14 protein-coding genes and 2 tRNA genes are annotated in these 15,833 nt (G+C 70.5%); 4 read left to right on the top strand and 12 right to left on the bottom strand.

Going from position 1 to position 15,833, the window contains the following annotated elements; genetic code table 11:
• Positions 1-79: 79 nt before the first annotated feature.
• The 6 genes from M8C11_RS19955 to gyrB all read right to left on the bottom strand — a co-directional run bounded on the left by M8C11_RS19955 (position 80) and on the right by gyrB (position 6,079).
• A tRNA-Ala gene (locus M8C11_RS19955) sits at positions 80-155 on the bottom strand.
• 10 nt (positions 156-165) lie between these two features.
• Positions 166-294, bottom strand: coding sequence for a DLW-39 family protein (locus M8C11_RS19950; RefSeq protein ID WP_013283222.1), 129 nt, complete (start codon positions 292-294; stop codon positions 166-168).
• 43 nt (positions 295-337) lie between these two features.
• Positions 338-411, bottom strand: a tRNA-Ile gene (locus tag M8C11_RS19945).
• A 143-nt stretch (positions 412-554) separates the two neighbouring features.
• Positions 555-1,478 carry a DUF3566 domain-containing protein gene (locus tag M8C11_RS19940; RefSeq protein ID WP_252451880.1) on the bottom strand — a complete coding sequence of 308 codons (924 nt, stop codon included), beginning with the start codon at positions 1,476-1,478 and terminating at the stop codon, positions 555-557.
• A 3-nt stretch (positions 1,479-1,481) separates the two neighbouring features.
• Complete coding sequence (gene gyrA / locus M8C11_RS19935; RefSeq protein WP_252451878.1) at positions 1,482-4,001, bottom strand: DNA gyrase subunit A; 2,520 nt, start codon at positions 3,999-4,001, stop codon at positions 1,482-1,484.
• Positions 4,002-4,132: 131 nt separating this feature from the next.
• The gene (gene gyrB, locus M8C11_RS19930) at positions 4,133-6,079 is read right to left on the bottom strand and encodes a DNA topoisomerase (ATP-hydrolyzing) subunit B (RefSeq protein WP_135242602.1); all 1,947 of its coding nucleotides are present in this window, start codon (positions 6,077-6,079) and stop codon (positions 4,133-4,135) included.
• Between the two features lie 546 nt (positions 6,080-6,625).
• Between gyrB and M8C11_RS19925 the strand changes: the two genes are divergently transcribed.
• Entirely contained in the window at positions 6,626-7,180 is a 555-nt protein-coding gene (locus M8C11_RS19925) for a hypothetical protein (RefSeq protein WP_120572509.1), read from the top strand.
• On the opposite strand, the gene M8C11_RS19920 is transcribed toward M8C11_RS19925, so the two are convergent.
• A complete protein-coding gene (locus M8C11_RS19920; protein ID WP_252451876.1) occupies positions 7,165-7,653 on the bottom strand; it encodes a MarR family transcriptional regulator in 489 nt (162 codons plus the stop codon). The genes M8C11_RS19925 and M8C11_RS19920 overlap by 16 nt on opposite strands.
• An 84-nt stretch (positions 7,654-7,737) precedes the next feature.
• Between M8C11_RS19920 and M8C11_RS19915 the strand changes: the two genes are divergently transcribed.
• Positions 7,738-7,977: a hypothetical protein gene (locus tag M8C11_RS19915; RefSeq protein WP_013283216.1), complete on the top strand. Its 240-nt coding sequence runs from the start codon at positions 7,738-7,740 to the stop codon at positions 7,975-7,977.
• Here the strand turns inward: M8C11_RS19915 and M8C11_RS19910 are convergent.
• The 5 genes from M8C11_RS19910 to dnaA all read right to left on the bottom strand — a co-directional run bounded on the left by M8C11_RS19910 (position 7,968) and on the right by dnaA (position 14,669).
• Entirely contained in the window at positions 7,968-8,573 is a 606-nt protein-coding gene (locus tag M8C11_RS19910; RefSeq protein ID WP_374668747.1) for a DUF721 domain-containing protein, read from the bottom strand. The genes M8C11_RS19915 and M8C11_RS19910 overlap by 10 nt on opposite strands.
• A complete protein-coding gene (recF, locus tag M8C11_RS19905) occupies positions 8,563-9,696 on the bottom strand; it encodes a DNA replication/repair protein RecF (protein ID WP_121685450.1) in 1,134 nt (377 codons plus the stop codon). Before recF ends, M8C11_RS19910 begins: the two co-directional genes overlap by 11 nt.
• A 16-nt stretch (positions 9,697-9,712) precedes the next feature.
• On the bottom strand, positions 9,713-10,585 hold the full coding sequence (gene gnd, locus M8C11_RS19900) for a phosphogluconate dehydrogenase (NAD(+)-dependent, decarboxylating) (protein ID WP_091413544.1): 873 nt from the start codon (positions 10,583-10,585) through the stop codon (positions 9,713-9,715).
• 40 nt (positions 10,586-10,625) lie between these two features.
• A complete protein-coding gene (dnaN, locus tag M8C11_RS19895; RefSeq protein WP_120572514.1) occupies positions 10,626-11,759 on the bottom strand; it encodes a DNA polymerase III subunit beta in 1,134 nt (377 codons plus the stop codon).
• 984 nt (positions 11,760-12,743) lie between these two features.
• Positions 12,744-14,669, bottom strand: a complete 1,926-nt coding sequence (gene dnaA / locus M8C11_RS19890; protein WP_308212759.1) for a chromosomal replication initiator protein DnaA — start codon at positions 14,667-14,669, stop codon at positions 12,744-12,746.
• Positions 14,670-15,245: 576 nt separating this feature from the next.
• Between dnaA and rpmH the strand changes: the two genes are divergently transcribed.
• Together rpmH and rnpA are read left to right on the top strand one after the other, a co-directional pair.
• Positions 15,246-15,383 (top strand): 50S ribosomal protein L34, encoded by a 138-nt coding sequence (rpmH, locus tag M8C11_RS19885; protein WP_013289388.1) that lies wholly within the window; start codon positions 15,246-15,248, stop codon positions 15,381-15,383.
• Positions 15,384-15,417: 34 nt separating this feature from the next.
• Positions 15,418-15,831 (top strand): ribonuclease P protein component, encoded by a 414-nt coding sequence (gene rnpA, locus M8C11_RS19880; protein WP_120572516.1) that lies wholly within the window; start codon positions 15,418-15,420, stop codon positions 15,829-15,831.
• Positions 15,832-15,833 lie beyond the last annotated feature (2 nt).

The following is a 15,833-nucleotide window of genomic DNA, read 5'->3' as shown; positions in this document are numbered from 1 at the left end:
GCTGACGACCAGAGATGACCCTCAATCCGAGGGAGCGTCAACGGAAAAGGAAAACAGGCCGTGACCTGGCCAGATGATGTGGTGGAGCCCAGGGGACTCGAACCCCTAACCCCTGCCTTGCAAAGGCAGTGCTCTGCCAGTTGAGCTAGGGCCCCGTGTCGGCGTTCAGCGCAGGTCGGGCGCCGTGGTCGCCTCGTGCCACAGGGCGCGCTCGTCGTTCGAGGCCTTGACCTTCTTGGCCACGACGGCGGCCACACCGACGATGCCGGCCAGGATCAGGAGCTTCTTGAACATGTGCTTGACCCCTCGCGCTCGACTGTCGTCGGACGATGTGCGGTGGGGCTAGCTGGAATCGAACCAGCGACCTCAGAGTTATCAGCTCTGCGCTCTAACCGACTGAGCTATAGCCCCGCGTAGCGACGAGCTAGGTTAACCCATCGCCTCCACCGCGCCCAAATCGGGGGTCTGTGGTGGAAGCACCCGCGCCATCTCGAACCTACCCGGACGCACGACGCCGGGGCGACCGCTTTACGCGGTGCCCCGGCGTCGGTCGATCAGTCCCGCTCGGCGAGCGTCAGTTCGATCCCGCCGACCAGGTCGGCGCAGACGTTGTAGACGAACGCGCTGAGCGTGGCCAGCGCGGTGAACAGCACGACGTTCACCAGGCCGATCAGCGCCGACGTCAGGATCACGCCCTTGGCGGTGATCCGGAAGCCGCCGCCACCCTGGCCGCCGCCGGCGTTCACCAGGTCGGTGAGGCTGTCGTTGACGCTCTTGAACACACCCATGGCGTCCAGCGCCAGGTAGAGCACCGACGTCGCCACGACGACCACGATGAAGAGCACCACGGACACCGCGAAGGCGAACTTCATCACCGACCACGGGTCGATCCGCTTCAGGTTCAGCCGGGCCCGTCGCGGTCCGCGCGACGCGGCCGAGCTGACCGAGGTACGCGCGGCGCGTACCGCCTCACCCACGCGCGCGGCGCCGACGGCCGCCGCGCCGCTGATGCCCGGCGGCAGGCCGCCACCGTTGGCGGGCCGTGCCTGGGCGCTCGCGGCGCCGCTCGGGCGCGAGCCGTCGGGCGACGCCTTCGGGGCGGTGCCCAGGCCGGCGCCGATCCGCGGCTGCGTGCCGGTCGTCCCGGTGGAGGCCCGGCCGGCGGCCGACGGGGTGATCGGCTGGGTGTTCGTGGCGTTCGCGGGCTTGGCTGCCGGAGCGGCCAGACCGTCGGCCGACGTCGGAGCGTCGACCTTCGTCTCGGCCGAGTCCCGGGAACCGGAGTCCTCTCCCGGCTTGTCCGGAGGCGGGGCCATGCCGGGAGCCCGGGTGAACTTCGGGGCAGGCGCGTCGGCGGGAACCGTGGCCCGGCCCACAGCCGCGCGGCCGGTCGCTGGTGTGCCGCCCTGCGCGGCCTCCTCCTCGACCGGAGTGGCCGAGGTCCCCTTGTTCCCCGACTTCGCCTGTGTCTCCGTCATCAACTAGTCCTGTTCGTCAGGCTCGTCGGCATTGCGAGCAATCGCCACGATAGTCACGCCGTCCGGGAGGTCCATCAGCTTGACCCCCATTGTGTTCCGGTCACGCGTACGGCGTACAGGCTTCACCGGAGTCCGGATGACGCCGCCGTTGCTCGTGATGGCGAACAGCTCGTCCTCCGGATCGATCACGACCGCGCCGACCAGGCCACCGCGTCGCTCGGTGATCTTCGCGGTCAGCACGCCCTTACCTCCCCGGCCCTGGACCGGGTATTCCTCGATCGGGGTACGTTTCGCGTAACCCCCGTTCGTCGCGACCAGAACGTCCAGACCCTCTCGCACCACCTCGACGGCGAGCAACTCGTCCTCGCCGCTGAAGCGCATGCCGATCACCCCGGAAGTGGCCCGGCCCATCGGGCGCAGCGCCTCGTCGGTGGCGTTGAAGCGGATCGCCTGGGCGTTCTTCGACACGAGCAGCAGGTCGTCCTCCGGAGCGACCAGGACCGCACCGACCAGTTCGTCCTCATCGCGCAGGTTGACCGCGATGATGCCGCCGGAACGGTTGGAGTCGAACTCCTCGAGCCGCGTCTTCTTCACCAGGCCGTTCTTCGTGGCCAGTACCAGGTAGGGGGCCACCTGGTAGTTCGGGATTTCAATGATCTGCGCGATCTGCTCGTCGGGCTGGAACGCGAGCAGGTTGGCCACGTGCTGGCCCTTGGCCACCCTACTGGCCTCGGGAAGCTCGTACGCCTTCGCCCGGTAGACCCGACCCTTGTTCGTGAAGAACAGGATCCAGTCGTGGGTAGAGCATACGAAGAAGTGGCTGACGATGTCGTCCTGGCGGAGCGTCGCCCCGCTGACGCCCTTCCCGCCGCGCCGCTGCGACCGGTAGAGGTCGACCTTGGTCCGCTTCGCGTACCCGGTGCGGGTGATCGTCACCACCACGTCCTCGCGGGCGATGAGGTCCTCCATCGAGACCTCGCCGTCGAACGGGACGATCTTCGTGCGCCGCTCGTCGCCCCACTTCGCGACGATCTCGCCCAGCTCCTCCGAGACGATCTGCCGCTGCCGCTCCGGCTTGGCCAGGATGTCCTTGAGGTCGGCGATCTCCAGTTCGAGCTTCGCCAGGTCGTCCAGGATCCGCTGCCGCTCCAGGGCGGCGAGCCGGCGCAGCTGCATGTCCAGGATCGCGGTCGCCTGGACCTCGTCGATGTCCAGCAGCCGGATCAGGCCCTGCCGGGCGTCCTCCACCGTGGGCGAGCGACGGATCAGGGCGATCACCTCGTCCAGCGCGTCCAGCGCCTTGGACAGACCGCGCAGGATGTGCGCCCGCTCCTCGGCCTTGCGCAGCCGGAACGCGGTCCGCCGCCGGATCACCTCGATCTGGTGCTCGACGTAGTAGCGGATGAACTGGGCCAGGTTGAGCGTGCGCGGCACACCGTCGACCAGCGCCAGCATGTTGGCGCCGAACGTCTCCTGGAGCTGGGTGTGCTTGTAGAGGTTGTTCAGCACCACCTTGGCGACCGCGTCGCGCTTGAGCACGAGCACGATCCGCATGCCGGTACGGCCGGAGGACTCGTCGCGGATGTCGGCGATGCCGGCGAGCTTGCCCTCCTTGATCAGCTCGGCGATGCGCTCGGCGAGGTTGTCCGGGTTGACCTGGTAGGGCAGCTCGCTGACCACGAGCGCCGGCCGGCCCCGCTTGTCCTCCTCCACCTCGACCACGGCGCGCATCCGGATCGAGCCACGCCCGGTCCGGTACGCGTCCTGGATGGCCGCCTGGCCGACGATCAGGCCGTAGGTCGGGAAGTCCGGGCCCTTGACGATCTCCAGCAGGGCTTCCAGCGTGGTGGCCTCGTCGGCCTCCGGGTGCTCCAGGCACCACTGCACGGCCGCGCCGATCTCGCGCAGGTTGTGCGGCGGGATCTTGGTGGCCATGCCGACCGCGATGCCCTCGGAGCCGTTGATCAGCAGGTTCGGGATCCGCGACGGCAGGATGGTGGGCTCCTTGGCCCGGCCGTCGTAGTTGTCCTGCAGGTCGACGGTGTCCTCGTCGATGTCCCGCAGCATCTCCATCGCCAGCGGGTCGAGCTTGCATTCGGTGTAACGCATGGCGGCGGCCGGGTCGTTTCCGGGCGAGCCGAAGTTGCCGTTGCCGTCGACCAGCGGGTAGCGCAGCGACCACGGCTGCGCCATCCGGACCAGCGCGTCGTAGATGGCCGAGTCGCCGTGCGGGTGGAACTGGCCCATCACGTCACCGACGACGCGGGAGCACTTCACGTACCCGCGGTCCGGCCGGTAGCCGGAGTCGAACATGGCGTAGAGGATCTTGCGGTGGACCGGCTTGAGCCCGTCCCGGACGTCCGGCAGGGCCCGCCCGACGATGACGCTCATCGCGTAGTCGAGGTACGAGCGCTGCATCTCGACCTCGAGGCCGACCGGCTCGATCCGGTCGTGCTGGACGACCGCCGCCAGTGCCTCCGGGGTCTCCGGCTCGTTCGGGGTGGACTCGGGAGTATCGGTCACTGTTAACCCTTATCAGACTCTTCAGTCGTGGTCTCGCTGTGGATAACGGCTGTGGAAAGCGTTCAGACTGTGGATAACTCTGTGGACTGCCGGGCCGGCCGGTGGATGTCCGGCCGGCCCGGGCGCGTCCGTCAGATGTCCAGGAACCGCACGTCCTTGGCGTTGCGCTGGATGAACGACCGGCGAGCCTCGACGTCCTCGCCCATCAGGACGCTGAACAGCTCGTCCGCGGTGGCGGCGTCGTCGAGCGTGACCTGGCGCAACGTACGCGTGGCCGGGTTCATCGTGGTCTCCCACAGCTCGGGGTAGTTCATCTCGCCGAGACCCTTGAACCGCTGGATGTCGTCCGGGCGGGCGTTGGGCTTCTTCTGCTGGCGCAGGGCGATCAGCCCGTCGCGCTCGCGGTCCGAGTACGCGTACTGGGCGTCGTCGCCCTTCTTGTTCCACTTGATCTTGTAGAGCGGCGGGGCGGCCAGGTAGACGTGGCCCAGCTCGACCAGCGGCCGCATGAAGCGGAACAGCAGGGTGAGCAGCAGCGTCTGGATGTGCTGGCCGTCCACGTCGGCGTCGGCCATCAGCACGATCTTGTGGTAGCGCAGCTTCTCGATGTCGAAGTCGTCGTGGATGCCGGTGCCGAGCGCGGTGATCAGCGCCTGCACCTCGTTGTTCTTCAGCACCCGGTCGATCCGGGCCTTCTCGACGTTGAGGATCTTGCCGCGGATCGGCAGGATCGCCTGGACGCGCGGGTCGCGGCCCTGCTTGGCCGAGCCGCCGGCCGAGTCGCCCTCGACGATGAAGACCTCGGACTCGCGCGGGTCGGTGGACTGGCAGTCGGCCAGCTTGCCGGGCATCGAGCCGGACTCCAGCAGCGACTTGCGCCGGGCGAGCTTGCGCGCCTGCTGCGCGGCGATCCGGGCGCGCGCCGCCTGGGACGCCTTCTGGATGATGATCTTCGCCTCGGCCGGGTTGCGGTCGAACCAGTCGACGAGCGACTCGTTGCAGACCCGCTGCACGAAGCCCTTCACCGGGGTGTTGCCCAGCTTGGTCTTGGTCTGACCCTCGAACTGCGGGTCGGTGAGCTTGACCGAGATGATCGCGGCCAGGCCCTCGCGGATGTCCTCACCCGAGAGGCGCTCGTCGCCCTTGAGCAGCTTCTTCTCGGCGCCGTAGCGGTTGACGACGCTCGTCAGCGCGGCCCGGAAGCCCTCCTCGTGGGTGCCGCCCTCGTGGGTGTTGATGTTGTTGGCGAAGGTGTAGACCGACTCGCCGTACGACTCGTTCCACTGCATGGCGATCTCGACCGACATGCCCGTCTCCTCGGCCCCGAACTCGACCACCGTCTTGTGGATCGGGCTCTTGGAGGCGTTGAGGTGCCGGACGAAGTCGGCGATGCCGCCCTCGTAGTGGAAGGTGACCTCGCGGGTCTTGCCGTCCTCGTCCTCCGGGACCCGCTCGTCGAGCAGATGGATGGTGAGACCCCGGGTGAGGAAGGCCATCTCCTGGAGGCGCCGGTAGATGGTGTGGAAGTCGAAGTCGACGGTCTCGAAGACGTCCGGGTCGGGCCAGAAGGAGACGGCCGAACCGGTGCGGTCGGTCTCCTCGCCCTTCTCCAGCGGCGTCGGCTTGGAGTGGTGGTACTGCTGGCGCCAGACGAAGCCGTCCTTGTGGATCTCCACGGCCATCCGGGTAGACAGCGCGTTCACCACGGAGACGCCGACGCCGTGCAGGCCGCCGGAGACGGCGTACGCCTTGCCGTCGAACTTGCCGCCCGCGTGCAGCACGGTCAGGGCCACCTCGACACCCGGCTTCTTCAGCTTCGGGTGCAGGTCGACCGGGAAGCCACGGCCGTTGTCGGTCACCCGGACACCGCCGTCGGCCAGCAGCACCACGTCGATGGTGTCGCAGTGCCCGGCCAGCGCCTCGTCCACCGCGTTGTCGACGACCTCCCACACCAGGTGGTGCAGACCGCGCTCGCCGGTGGACCCGATGTACATACCGGGCCGCTTCCGGACCGCTTCCAGGCCCTCGAGAACGGTGATGGACTCGGCACCGTACTTCTTGTTGTCCTCCGCTGCCACCCTCGGCCACTTTCTCGCACCGGCCGCGCGTGGGCGCGGGGGCGCGGGTTCGGCGGACAGGACGCGACGTCGGCGCGCATGGACCGCCCCTGGGATCGCCAGGTCGGATCATGTGCGCCGGGCGCCGCGGTTGCCCGCGGATCGCGATCGGCTCGGACCCGATGCGGGACTATGATCGAGGGCCCACCGGGCCCCAGTCCGTCGCTCCGTCTCGGGTCTTTCGTCTCGCCCCCAATCTTACTGTGCGGAGCCGACCAAACCGCCACTCGGCACCCTCTCCGAGGCGGCTGAGAATGCCGTAGCCGGACGAACCGCGTCGCCCACGACTCCCCCTACACGCCATTGGGGCGGCGCCGCGCCACCGGCCACCGTGAGCCGTGACGGTCATCCGACCGGTGATCGGCGGCTGCCCCGACCGGGGGTCGCGGCCGGGCCCGGCGTGCCGTAGCTTTTGCGGCGCCGCCGTTGCGGTCTTGATCTTTTGCGCCCGGAACCGGGACGATCGTCGGAGACGGTCCGAAAACGCTTGGTGAGAGGTGACGCCAGATGGGGCTGGACAACGTCGCGGTGCACTGGCCGCGGACCGGCCGCTTCTACGATCCGGTCGCGCCGGCTGAGTTCGTGGACTTCGGCGAGATCGTGGACATGCCCCGGATCTCCGCGCCGACCGCGGCGCTCGCCGAGCTGATCGCGAAGACCGGCACGGTACGCGCGACCGCGTACACCGAGTTGGTCGACCTGATCCTCGGGCTGGAAAATGTGCTCTACGCCACGGAGAACGCGGTCGAGGACGAGGACCCGGTGATCGACCCGGACGGCTGCTCCTGGATCGCCGAGGGCGTGGAGAAGTTCGTCGCGCGGCACCGGCCGTACGGCGAGCCGGTCACGTTCGAGTCGGTGAGCGAGGTGCTGCGCGCGCTGCTCGGTGACGGGCGGCTGGCCGAGCAGCAGCTCCGCTGGCTGGACAGCCGGCTGGACCGGCTGCGGGACGAGAACGGCGACCCGCCGCAGTGGAACTTCACCTGCGCCGAGCTGAGCGTGCTGGCGGCCTTCTACCGGCGCTGCGCGGAGCGGGGCTTCGCGGTCTACGCCGACGCCTGACCGGGCGCCGCAGCGCCGGGAGAAGACGTGGCCCGGTTGGCGGCCGCGATCACCTCGGTCAGCGCCGAGTGCAGGTGCCGCAGGTCGGCCAGCGGCAGGCCGAGGCGTTGCACGATGGCCGGCGGGATTTGCTCGGCCCGCGCTCGCAGCGCCTGCCCCTCGGGGGTGAGCGAGACGGCCAGGCTGCGCTCGTCGGCGGCGTCGCGTTCCCGCCGGATGTAGCCGGCCGCCTCCAGCCGCTTGAGCAGCGGCGACAGCGTGCCCGGGTCGAGCTGGAGCAGCCGGCTCAGATCCCGCCCGGACAGCGGCGCGTGCTGCCAGAGCGCCAGCATGACCAGATATTGCGGATGGGTGAGCCCCATCGGTTCCAGCAGCGGGCGGTAGACCGCGACGACGCTCCGGGCGGCGACTGAGAGCGCGAAGCAGACCTGCTGCTCCAACGCCAGGGGGTCCTCCTCGATGCCGTCGGTCACCCTCGTCCTCCTCGTCGTCGTTGCGATCCTAGCAACGATTGGTGTACCAATGGTTTGCACACAAAACAGCGAGAGGGCGGCGGGATGAGCGACGACGAGCAGGTGGGCGACGCCTCCGGCAAGGGTGGCCGCCTGTTGGGCTGGGTGTTCCGCAACCTCGCCGGTCCGTCCCAGGTGCAGGGCGCGGTGCAGGGCGGCTCGAAGCTGGCTCGCGACGCGTGGAAGGAAGACCTGGAGCGCCGCAAGCAGTGGAGCCGTGAGCAGCGCGAACTCAAGCGCGCCCGGCGTGAGGCGCGGCGTTCCGGCGGTGTCGGTCAGCCGTAGGTGTCGCGCGGGCCGCGCCCGCGTACCCGACGAGGGCCGCGCGACCACGACGGCGCCGCCGGCCCGTGGATGTGCAGCTTGCGCACCACGTTGTGGCCCACCTCGCGGGCGATCTGCTGCAACAGCGAGCCCGCCAGCAGGCGCAACTGCGTCGCCCAGGCCGTCGACCGGGCCTCCACGGTCAGCTCGCCGTCCTCCAGCTTGACCGGGCGGCTGTGCTGCGCGACCTCCTGGCCGACCACCTTCTCCCACGCGCCGAACACCGTCGCCTCGGCCGCCGGTTGCTGCCAGCCACGCGCCTTCATCAGCTTGTCCAGCACCACACCGAGCGGCTGCGGGTCGCGCGGGTCCGGCCCCGGACCGGAGTAGCCACGCAGCCGCTTCTCCCCGTCGCCGCGGACCGCGCCGCGCCGTCGCGGCGCCGCCGCCTGCCGCCGGGCCTTCGCCGCGTCGAGCACCGCCCGGGCCAGTTCCGGCCCGGTCGAGCCCTCCGGCAGGTTCGCGGCCGGCTCACCCTCCGCGGGCTTTCCCGGGGTACGCGCGTCGCGTCCCGGCCCGAGCCGCGCGGGCGGGAGCTGCACCTCGTCATCCGGCACGTCGCACCGTCCCCTCGCCCACCGCGTACCGGGTGCCGCGCAGCGTCGCCGGCACGTCGTCGTCCACGGCACAGGTGACCAGGAGCTGGCTCGCGCCGCCGACCAGTTCGGCCAGCCGTTCCCGCCGGCCGGTGTCCAGCTCGGCGAAGACGTCGTCGAGCACCAGTACCGGCTCGATCCCGTCGGCGCGCAGCAGGTCGTACCCGGCAAGCCGCAACGCCAGCGCGTACGACCAGGACTCGCCGTGGCTCGCGTACCCCTTGGCGGGCAGCGGGCCGAGCGTGAGCGCCAGGTCGTCGCGGTGCGGGCCGACGAGCGTGGTGCCACGCTCGATCTCGGCCGCGCGGTTAGCGGTCAGCGCGGCGGCGAGCGCCTCTGCCAGCGCCGCGCGGTCGGCGCCGGGTTCGGGCAGCTCCACCGAGGGCCGGTACGCGATGCCCGCCGCGCCGCGGCCGGCGGCCACCGCGTCGTACGCCTTCGCGACGTGCGGGGTGAGCGCGGCGACCAGCTCCAGGCGGCCCGCGAGCAGGTCCGCGCCGTGCTGCGCCAGATGCGCGTCCCACACGGCCAGCGTCGACAGGTCGCCGCCCCGTGTGCCACCGGTCTTGCGAGCGAGGTACGAGGTACGCAGCAGCGCGTTGCGTTGCTTGACCACGCGCTCGTAGTCGGCGCGGACACCCGCGTAGCGGGGCTGGCGGGTGACCAGCAGGTCGTCCAGGTAGCGGCGGCGTTCGGCCGGGTCGCCGCGGACCAGTTCCAGGTCCTCCGGCGCGAACAGCACCAGGCGCAGCGCGCCGAGGACGTCCCGGGCACGCCGGGCCGGGGACCGGCCGAGCCGGGCCCGGTTGGCCTTGCCCGGGACGATCTCCAGCTCGACCAGCAGCTCCCGGCCCTCGTGCACCACCGCGCAGCGGATCACCGCCGAGGTGGCGCCCATCCGGACCAGCGGGGCGTCGGTGGCGACCCGGTGCGAGTCCAGGGTCGCCACGTAGCCGAGCGCCTCGACCAGGTTGGTCTTGCCGACGCCGTTGGCGCCGACGAGCACGTTCGGACCCGGCTCCAGGTCGACGCCGACCCGCTCGTAGGAGCGGAAGTCGACCAGTTCGAGCCGGCGGACGTACACAGCCTGTGGATACCGGTCAGCGCTTGTGGACGGCGTGGCCGCCGAACTGCTGGCGCAGCGCGGCGACGGCCTTCATCGCGGGCGAGTCGTCCTGCCGGGAGGCGAACCGGGCGAACAGCGACGCGGTGATGACGTTGAGCGGCACGGCGAGCCGGACCGCCTCGTCCACGGTCCAGCGGCCCTCGCCGGTGTCCTCGGTGTAGCCGCTCAGCTCGGCCAGTTCCGGGTCCTCGTCGAGCGCCCGGTCCAGCAGGTCGAGCAGCCAGGACCGGACCACGGTGCCCTCGCGCCACGACTTGAACACGCCGGGGACGTTCGTCACCAGCTCGGAGGCGGCCAGCAGCTCGTAGCCCTCGGCGTAGGCGTGCATCAGGCCGTACTCGATGCCGTTGTGCACCATCTTGGCGTAGTGGCCGGCGCCGACCGGGCCGGCGTGCACGAAGCCGAACTCGCCCTCGGGCTTGAGCGCCTCGAAGATCGGCATCAGGCGCTCGACGTGCTCCTGCGCACCGCCGACCATCAGCGCGTACCCGTTCTGCCGGCCCCAGACGCCGCCGGAGACGCCGACGTCGATGTAGCCGATGCCCTGCTCGTTGAGCCGCTCGGCGCGCGGGGCGTCGTCGCTGAACCGGGAGTTGCCGCCGTCGATGATGATGTCGCCCTCGCCGAGCACACCGGCGAGCTCGTCGATGGTGGCGTCGGTGACGCCGGCCGGAACCATGACCCAGACCGCGCGGGGCGACTGGAGCTTCTCGGCAAGCTCGGCCAGGCTCGCGGCGTCGCTGATCTCCGGGTTGCGGTCGTAGCCGACCACCTCGTGCCCGGCGGCGCGCAACCGCTCCCGCATGTTGCCGCCCATGCGGCCGAGTCCTACCAGGCCGAGCTGCATCTGCTCCTACCTCCGTACGTCAGGGTCGTGCTGCCTGCGATCAGCGGGACACGCGGATCGGCATGATGAGGTACCGGTACCCCGGGATGACCTCGCCATCCTCGCCGGCCGGGGAGATGACCGCGGGCTTGAACGCGTCGACGAACCGGAGCAGGGCGTGCTGCGCGCCCAGGTTGGCCAGACCGTCGATGAGGTACTGCGGGTTGAACCCGATGGTCAGCGGCTCGCCGCTGAAGGTGGCCTCCATGGCCTCGCTGGCCCGGGCCTCCTCGGTGCCGCCCGCCTCGACCACGAGACCGTCGGCGCTGAAGCTGAGCAGGACCGGGGTGGTGCGCTCGGCGACCAGCGCGACGCGCTTGACGACCTCGATGAGCGCGGCGACGGCGACGCGGGCCTCGGCGTTGTGGTCGGCCGGGAACAGCGAGCGCACCGGCGGGTAGTTGGCGCCGTCGAGCAGCCGGCTGGTGGTCCGTCGGGTGCCACCGGAGAAACCGATCATGCCCTCGCCGGCCTTGCTGGACGACAGGGCCATGGTGACGTGGCCGCCGAGCGGGCCCAGCGCCTTCGCGGTGTCGTGCAGCGTACGGGCCGGCACCAGCGCGTTGAGGCTGATCTCCGGGTCGTCCGGGTTCCACTCCATCTCGCGCAGCGCGAGGCGGTAGCGGTCGGTCGCCAGCATGGCGATCGTGCTGCCGCTCAGCTCGATCCGGACGCCGGTCATCATCGGCAGCGTCTCGTCGCGGCCGGCGGCGACTGCCACCTGGGCCACGGCGGAGGCGAACGCGGCGGCGTCGACGGTGCCGGCGCTCTCCGGCATCTCCGGCAGCGTCGGGTAGTCCTCCACCGGCATGGTGGGCAGCGTGAACCGGGCGCTGCCGCAGACCAGTTCGAGGTGGGCGCCGACGGCGGCGATGTCCACCGGCTTGGCCGGCAGGGCCTTGGTGATCTCGGCGAGCAGGCGGCCGGAGACCAGGGCGGCGCCGTCCGCGTCACCCTGCACCTCGACGGTCACCTGGCTGGAGACCTCGTAGTCGAAGCCGGAGACCTGGAGGTTGCCGTCGGTGACCCGGAGCATCACCCCGGCCAGCACCGGTACGGAGGGTCGGTTGGGCAGGCTCTTGGCGGTCCACGCGACCGCCTCGGCGAGCGCGTCGCGCTCCACTCGGAACTTCATCAATGCCTCCGCGTCGACGTCAGCGACAACTCTCTCATGCCGACCGCTGCCACCCGTCCCGCCCGACCGTGCGGGTACCCATCGCACCTTAAGGCGCTGGGGCATCGGCTGTGCGCCCGACCCCGTGGATCCAGGTGCCGGGGCGACTGCCGACGGCAGTGCTTCGGCCCGATCCACAGGAAGTCCAACGGTGATGATTGGTTTTTGTTGTTTAGAAGAGATAACTCATCGTCTTCATCGCACCTGTGCAAACTGTGGAGAACCGGCGTCCGCGCAGGTCAGACACGTTATCCACCGGTGGTTTGGCTGTGGAGAACCAGGGGTAAAACTCGTGTCCCGGTCCACAGCCCTCGCCGGCCGCCGGGTTTTCCACGGCTGTCCACCGGTTGTCCACCGGTAATCCACCGGTTTTCTCCCCAGCGCTGTGGACAGCGCCGGCCTGCTCCACAGCCGTCATCCCCAGAACCTTCAACAGCCCGCCCACAGGCGGACCGCCGTCTGGGGACAACGTGATCGTCGTCCCCAGGCATCCACAGCGTCGTCCCCAGGAGTTGTCCACAGTCTGTGGGTAACCGGCCGGGTGCGAAGCGTGGTTGTCCACCGCCTGTGACACAGGGGCTGTGGACAACGGGTACGAGCTGTGGACGAACACAAGCCCGATCCTGGGCCCTCCACCGGGTCGAGGGTCAACCTGTCCCCCTGTCGGCAACTCGCCACCCTCTCGCCGCCCACCCCTGCTCGGCGCCTTGCTCGCGTTGATCATGAGGTTGGCGGCACCCGGCGCCCGATTTGTCACCGCCAACCTCATGATCAACGGGGAGGGTCAGCGGGTGAGGGGCGCTCGGCGGCGTCCGCGCGCTCGCCGCGCCTTGTTGACCAAGGAGTTTGGGGCGGGAATGACGTCTCTCCCCGACACGAACTCCTTGATCACCGCCGGAGCTGCCCCAGGGGGGCGGAGGGCGGGGAGGCTGGGCGGAGGGAAAGTCAGGTGTTCTGCTTGATGCGGTTCGTCAGCTCGGCGATCTGGTTGTAGAGCGAGCGCCGCTCCGCCATCTGCTGACGGATCTTGCGGTCCGCGTGCATCACGGTGGTGTGGTCCCGGCCGCCGAACGCCTGCCCGATCCGGGGCAGCGACAGGTCGGTCAGCTCGCGGCACAGATACATGGCCACCTGACGCGCGTTCACCAGCACCCGGGAGCGGGAGTGTCCGCGCAGGTCCTCCAGGCTCACGCCGAAGTAGTCCGCAGTCGACACCATGATCTGGTCCGCGGTGATCTCCGGGCCGGCGCCGTCCGGGATGAAGTCCCGCAGCACCTCCTCGGCCAGCGACAGCTCGACCGAGGACCGGGTGAGGCTGGCGAAGGCGGTGACGCGGATCAGCGCCCCCTCCAGTTCGCGGATCGAGTTCGACACCCGGGACGCGATGAACTCCAGGACGTCCGGCGGCGCGAACAGCCGCTCCTGCGCGGCCTTCTTCTGGAGGATCGCGATCCGCGTCTCCAGGTCCGGCGGCTGGATGTCGGCCAGCAGGCCCCACTCGAAGCGCGTACGCAGCCGGTCCTCCAGCGTCGCCAGCTGCTTCGGCGAGCGGTCGGACGTGATCACGATCTGCTTGTTGGCGTTGTGCAACGTGTTGAACGTGTGGAAGAACTCCTCCTGCGTCCGCTCCCGGTTCTCCAGGAACTGGATGTCGTCGATCAGGAGGATGTCCACGTCCCGGTAGCGGCGCTGGAACGCGCTCGTCTTGTCGTCACGCAGCGAGTTGATGAAGTCGTTCGTGAATTCCTCGGTCGAGACGTACCGGACCGAGCGCGCGTTGCCGAGCGTCGTGGCGTAGTGCCCGATGGCGTGCAGCAGGTGGGTCTTGCCCAGCCCGGAGCTGCCGTAGATGAACAGCGGGTTGTACGCCTTGGCCGGCGACTCGGCCACCGCCACGCTCGCGGCGTGCGCGAACCGGTTCGACGAGCCGATGACGAACGTCTCGAACATGTACTTCGGGTTGAGCCGGTTGCCGCCGCTCTCCGTACCGCCGGGGAGCCTGCGGTCGGCCTGGCCGCCGCCGGGGCGGTGGTGGTCGGCGCCACCGCGGCCGGGGCCGTTGTCGGTGGCGCCGTCGCGGGGCAGGCCGCGCATCGGCGCGGGGCCGGCGGCCGGGCTCTCCCGGTAGCGGGGCTCGTATCCGCCGGCGTCGGGCATCGGCGGTTCGACCCGGGTGCGCTCGTCGAAGCCGCGGCGTTCGGGCGCGGTGCGCACCGGCTCGGCGAACGCGGCGCTGAAGAGCGTGTCCTGGGCGTCGCGGCCGGCCGGGATCAGGTGCGGGCGGCCGCCGTCGGCGCTCCGCTGGCGCGGCGCCGGCTCGTCGAGCGGCTGCTCCGGGCGCGGTTCGGCGTATCCGGACTCCGGGCGGGAGTCGGCGTAACCGGGCTCGGAGCGGGCGCCGGCGTAACCGGACTCCGAGCGGGACTCGGTGTATCCGGACTCCGGGCGGGACTGGGCGTACCCGGATTCCGGGCGCGGCGACGGGAAAGCCGGGGCGGACGCGTGCGGGCCGGGCTGGTCGAAGCCGGGCAGCGGGGCGGCGCCGTCGTGCTCGGGAAGCGGCTCCGGACTGCTGCGGTAGACGGTGCCGGCCGGACGGGCATTCGGGTCGTCGGCGACCCGTACGGTGACCGCCACCTGGATCGGCCGGCCGAGCCGGCGGCTCAACGCCTCGGTGATGGCCGGGCGGAGCCGGGACTCGATCACGTCCCGGGTGAAGGCGTCCGGCACCGAGAGCAGCGCGGTGTCCTCGACGATCGCCCGCAGCCGGGTGAGCCGGAGGTACGCCCGCTGCTGCGCGGAGATGATCTCGTCGGCGAGTTCGTCGGTGGTCGCCGTCCACACCGCGGCAAGGTCGGTCGCTCCGGTCACCGTCGTGCCACCCCCTCGCCTGCTCCTTCTCACGCCCGCCCGGACGGCTGACCGGTCGTCATCCACAAGTTATCCACAGCCTGTGTACCGACCGATTGTGGCCGCCCACCGGACGCGGGTCGGACCTGCCCCCCTCGATCCACGGAGGCGTTGAAGCGGGTTCACCGTGCCGAACGATTCAACAGCGTGTCCGGTCTTGCCGATCGGCGACAAACCCCGGACCCCCGACGCCGACCGCAATCGCGCACGCTAACAGCGCGGACCCCACAGCATCAACCGGCGACACCCTGACGACCTTGGCAACATCAGTGAAAACCGCCCCTTCGGTCGCGCTTGCCCGCAGGTCGGACGCCCGAGTGTGACGTTTGACGGTCATTGCGCCCCTGCGTAGGCTGGAGCGGCTGCTCTCTCGCCCTCTGCTAGGGTGATTGATGCTTGCTGTCCGTGGCTGTCACCCCGCATCGCCGGGGAGCGTGTCACGGCAGCGCCGATCGGAGGTCACCGACAGGTGATCTGGACCAGCACACGACCCCGGGCGATCCGCCGCGCGGGGCGTACGACAACGGAGAGCCTGACGTGAGCAAGCGCACCTACCAGCCGAACAACCGCCGGCGCGCGAAGACCCACGGCTTCCGGCTGCGCATGCGCACCCGTGCCGGCCGCGCCATCATCTCGACCCGTCGCTCCAAGGGCCGCGCCCGCCTGTCGGCCTGACGCCGACAGGTCCGGTCCGGGAACGTGGGCAGTCGTGCTGGCCGCCGCGCAACGACTGCGGCGCAGTAACGACTTCGCCGCAGCGGTTCGCGGTGGCCGACGCGTCGGCCGTGGCGCCGTCGTGGTCCACCTGACCCTCCCCGAGCCGATCGGCACCACCGCGACACTCTCGCCGGAGCCGGCGCGACGCAGCGGTGCGGAGACCTCCGCACCGAGCCGCGCCGGCTTCGTCGTGTCCAAGGCCGTCGGCGGCGCGGTGGTCCGCAACAAGGTCCGCCGCCGGCTCCGGCACCTGGTCCGCGAGCGGCTGGCCGAGCTGCCCGCCGGCACCACCCTCGTGGTACGCGCGCTGCCCGCGGCAGCCGACGCGACGTACACCCGGCTCGGGGCCGACCTGGACGCCGCTCTCGCCGCCGCGCGGACCCCCCGGGGACGGCGGTCGCGGTGACC

Origin of the sequence: Micromonospora sp. CPM1, assembly GCF_023896895.1 — a bacterium.
Classification (GTDB): domain Bacteria; phylum Actinomycetota; class Actinomycetes; order Mycobacteriales; family Micromonosporaceae; genus Micromonospora; species Micromonospora tulbaghiae.
Note: the sequence above shows the minus strand (reverse complement) of the source record. Positions and strands in the feature narration are given on the sequence as shown.

Bases quoted from the DNA above. Each gene is read 5' to 3' on its own strand.
- M8C11_RS19950 (WP_013283222.1), bottom strand. From the start codon at position 294: ATGTTCAAGAAGCTCCTGATCCTGGCCGGCATCGTCGGTGTGGCCGCC.
- M8C11_RS19940 (WP_252451880.1), bottom strand. From the start codon at position 1,478: ATGACGGAGACACAGGCGAAGTCGGGGAACAAGGGGACCTCGGCCACT.
- M8C11_RS19925 (WP_120572509.1), top strand. From the start codon at position 6,626: ATGGGGCTGGACAACGTCGCGGTGCACTGGCCGCGGACCGGCCGCTTC.
- M8C11_RS19915 (WP_013283216.1), top strand. From the start codon at position 7,738: ATGAGCGACGACGAGCAGGTGGGCGACGCCTCCGGCAAGGGTGGCCGC.
- gnd (WP_091413544.1), bottom strand. From the start codon at position 10,585: ATGCAGCTCGGCCTGGTAGGACTCGGCCGCATGGGCGGCAACATGCGG.
- dnaN (WP_120572514.1), bottom strand. From the start codon at position 11,759: ATGAAGTTCCGAGTGGAGCGCGACGCGCTCGCCGAGGCGGTCGCGTGG.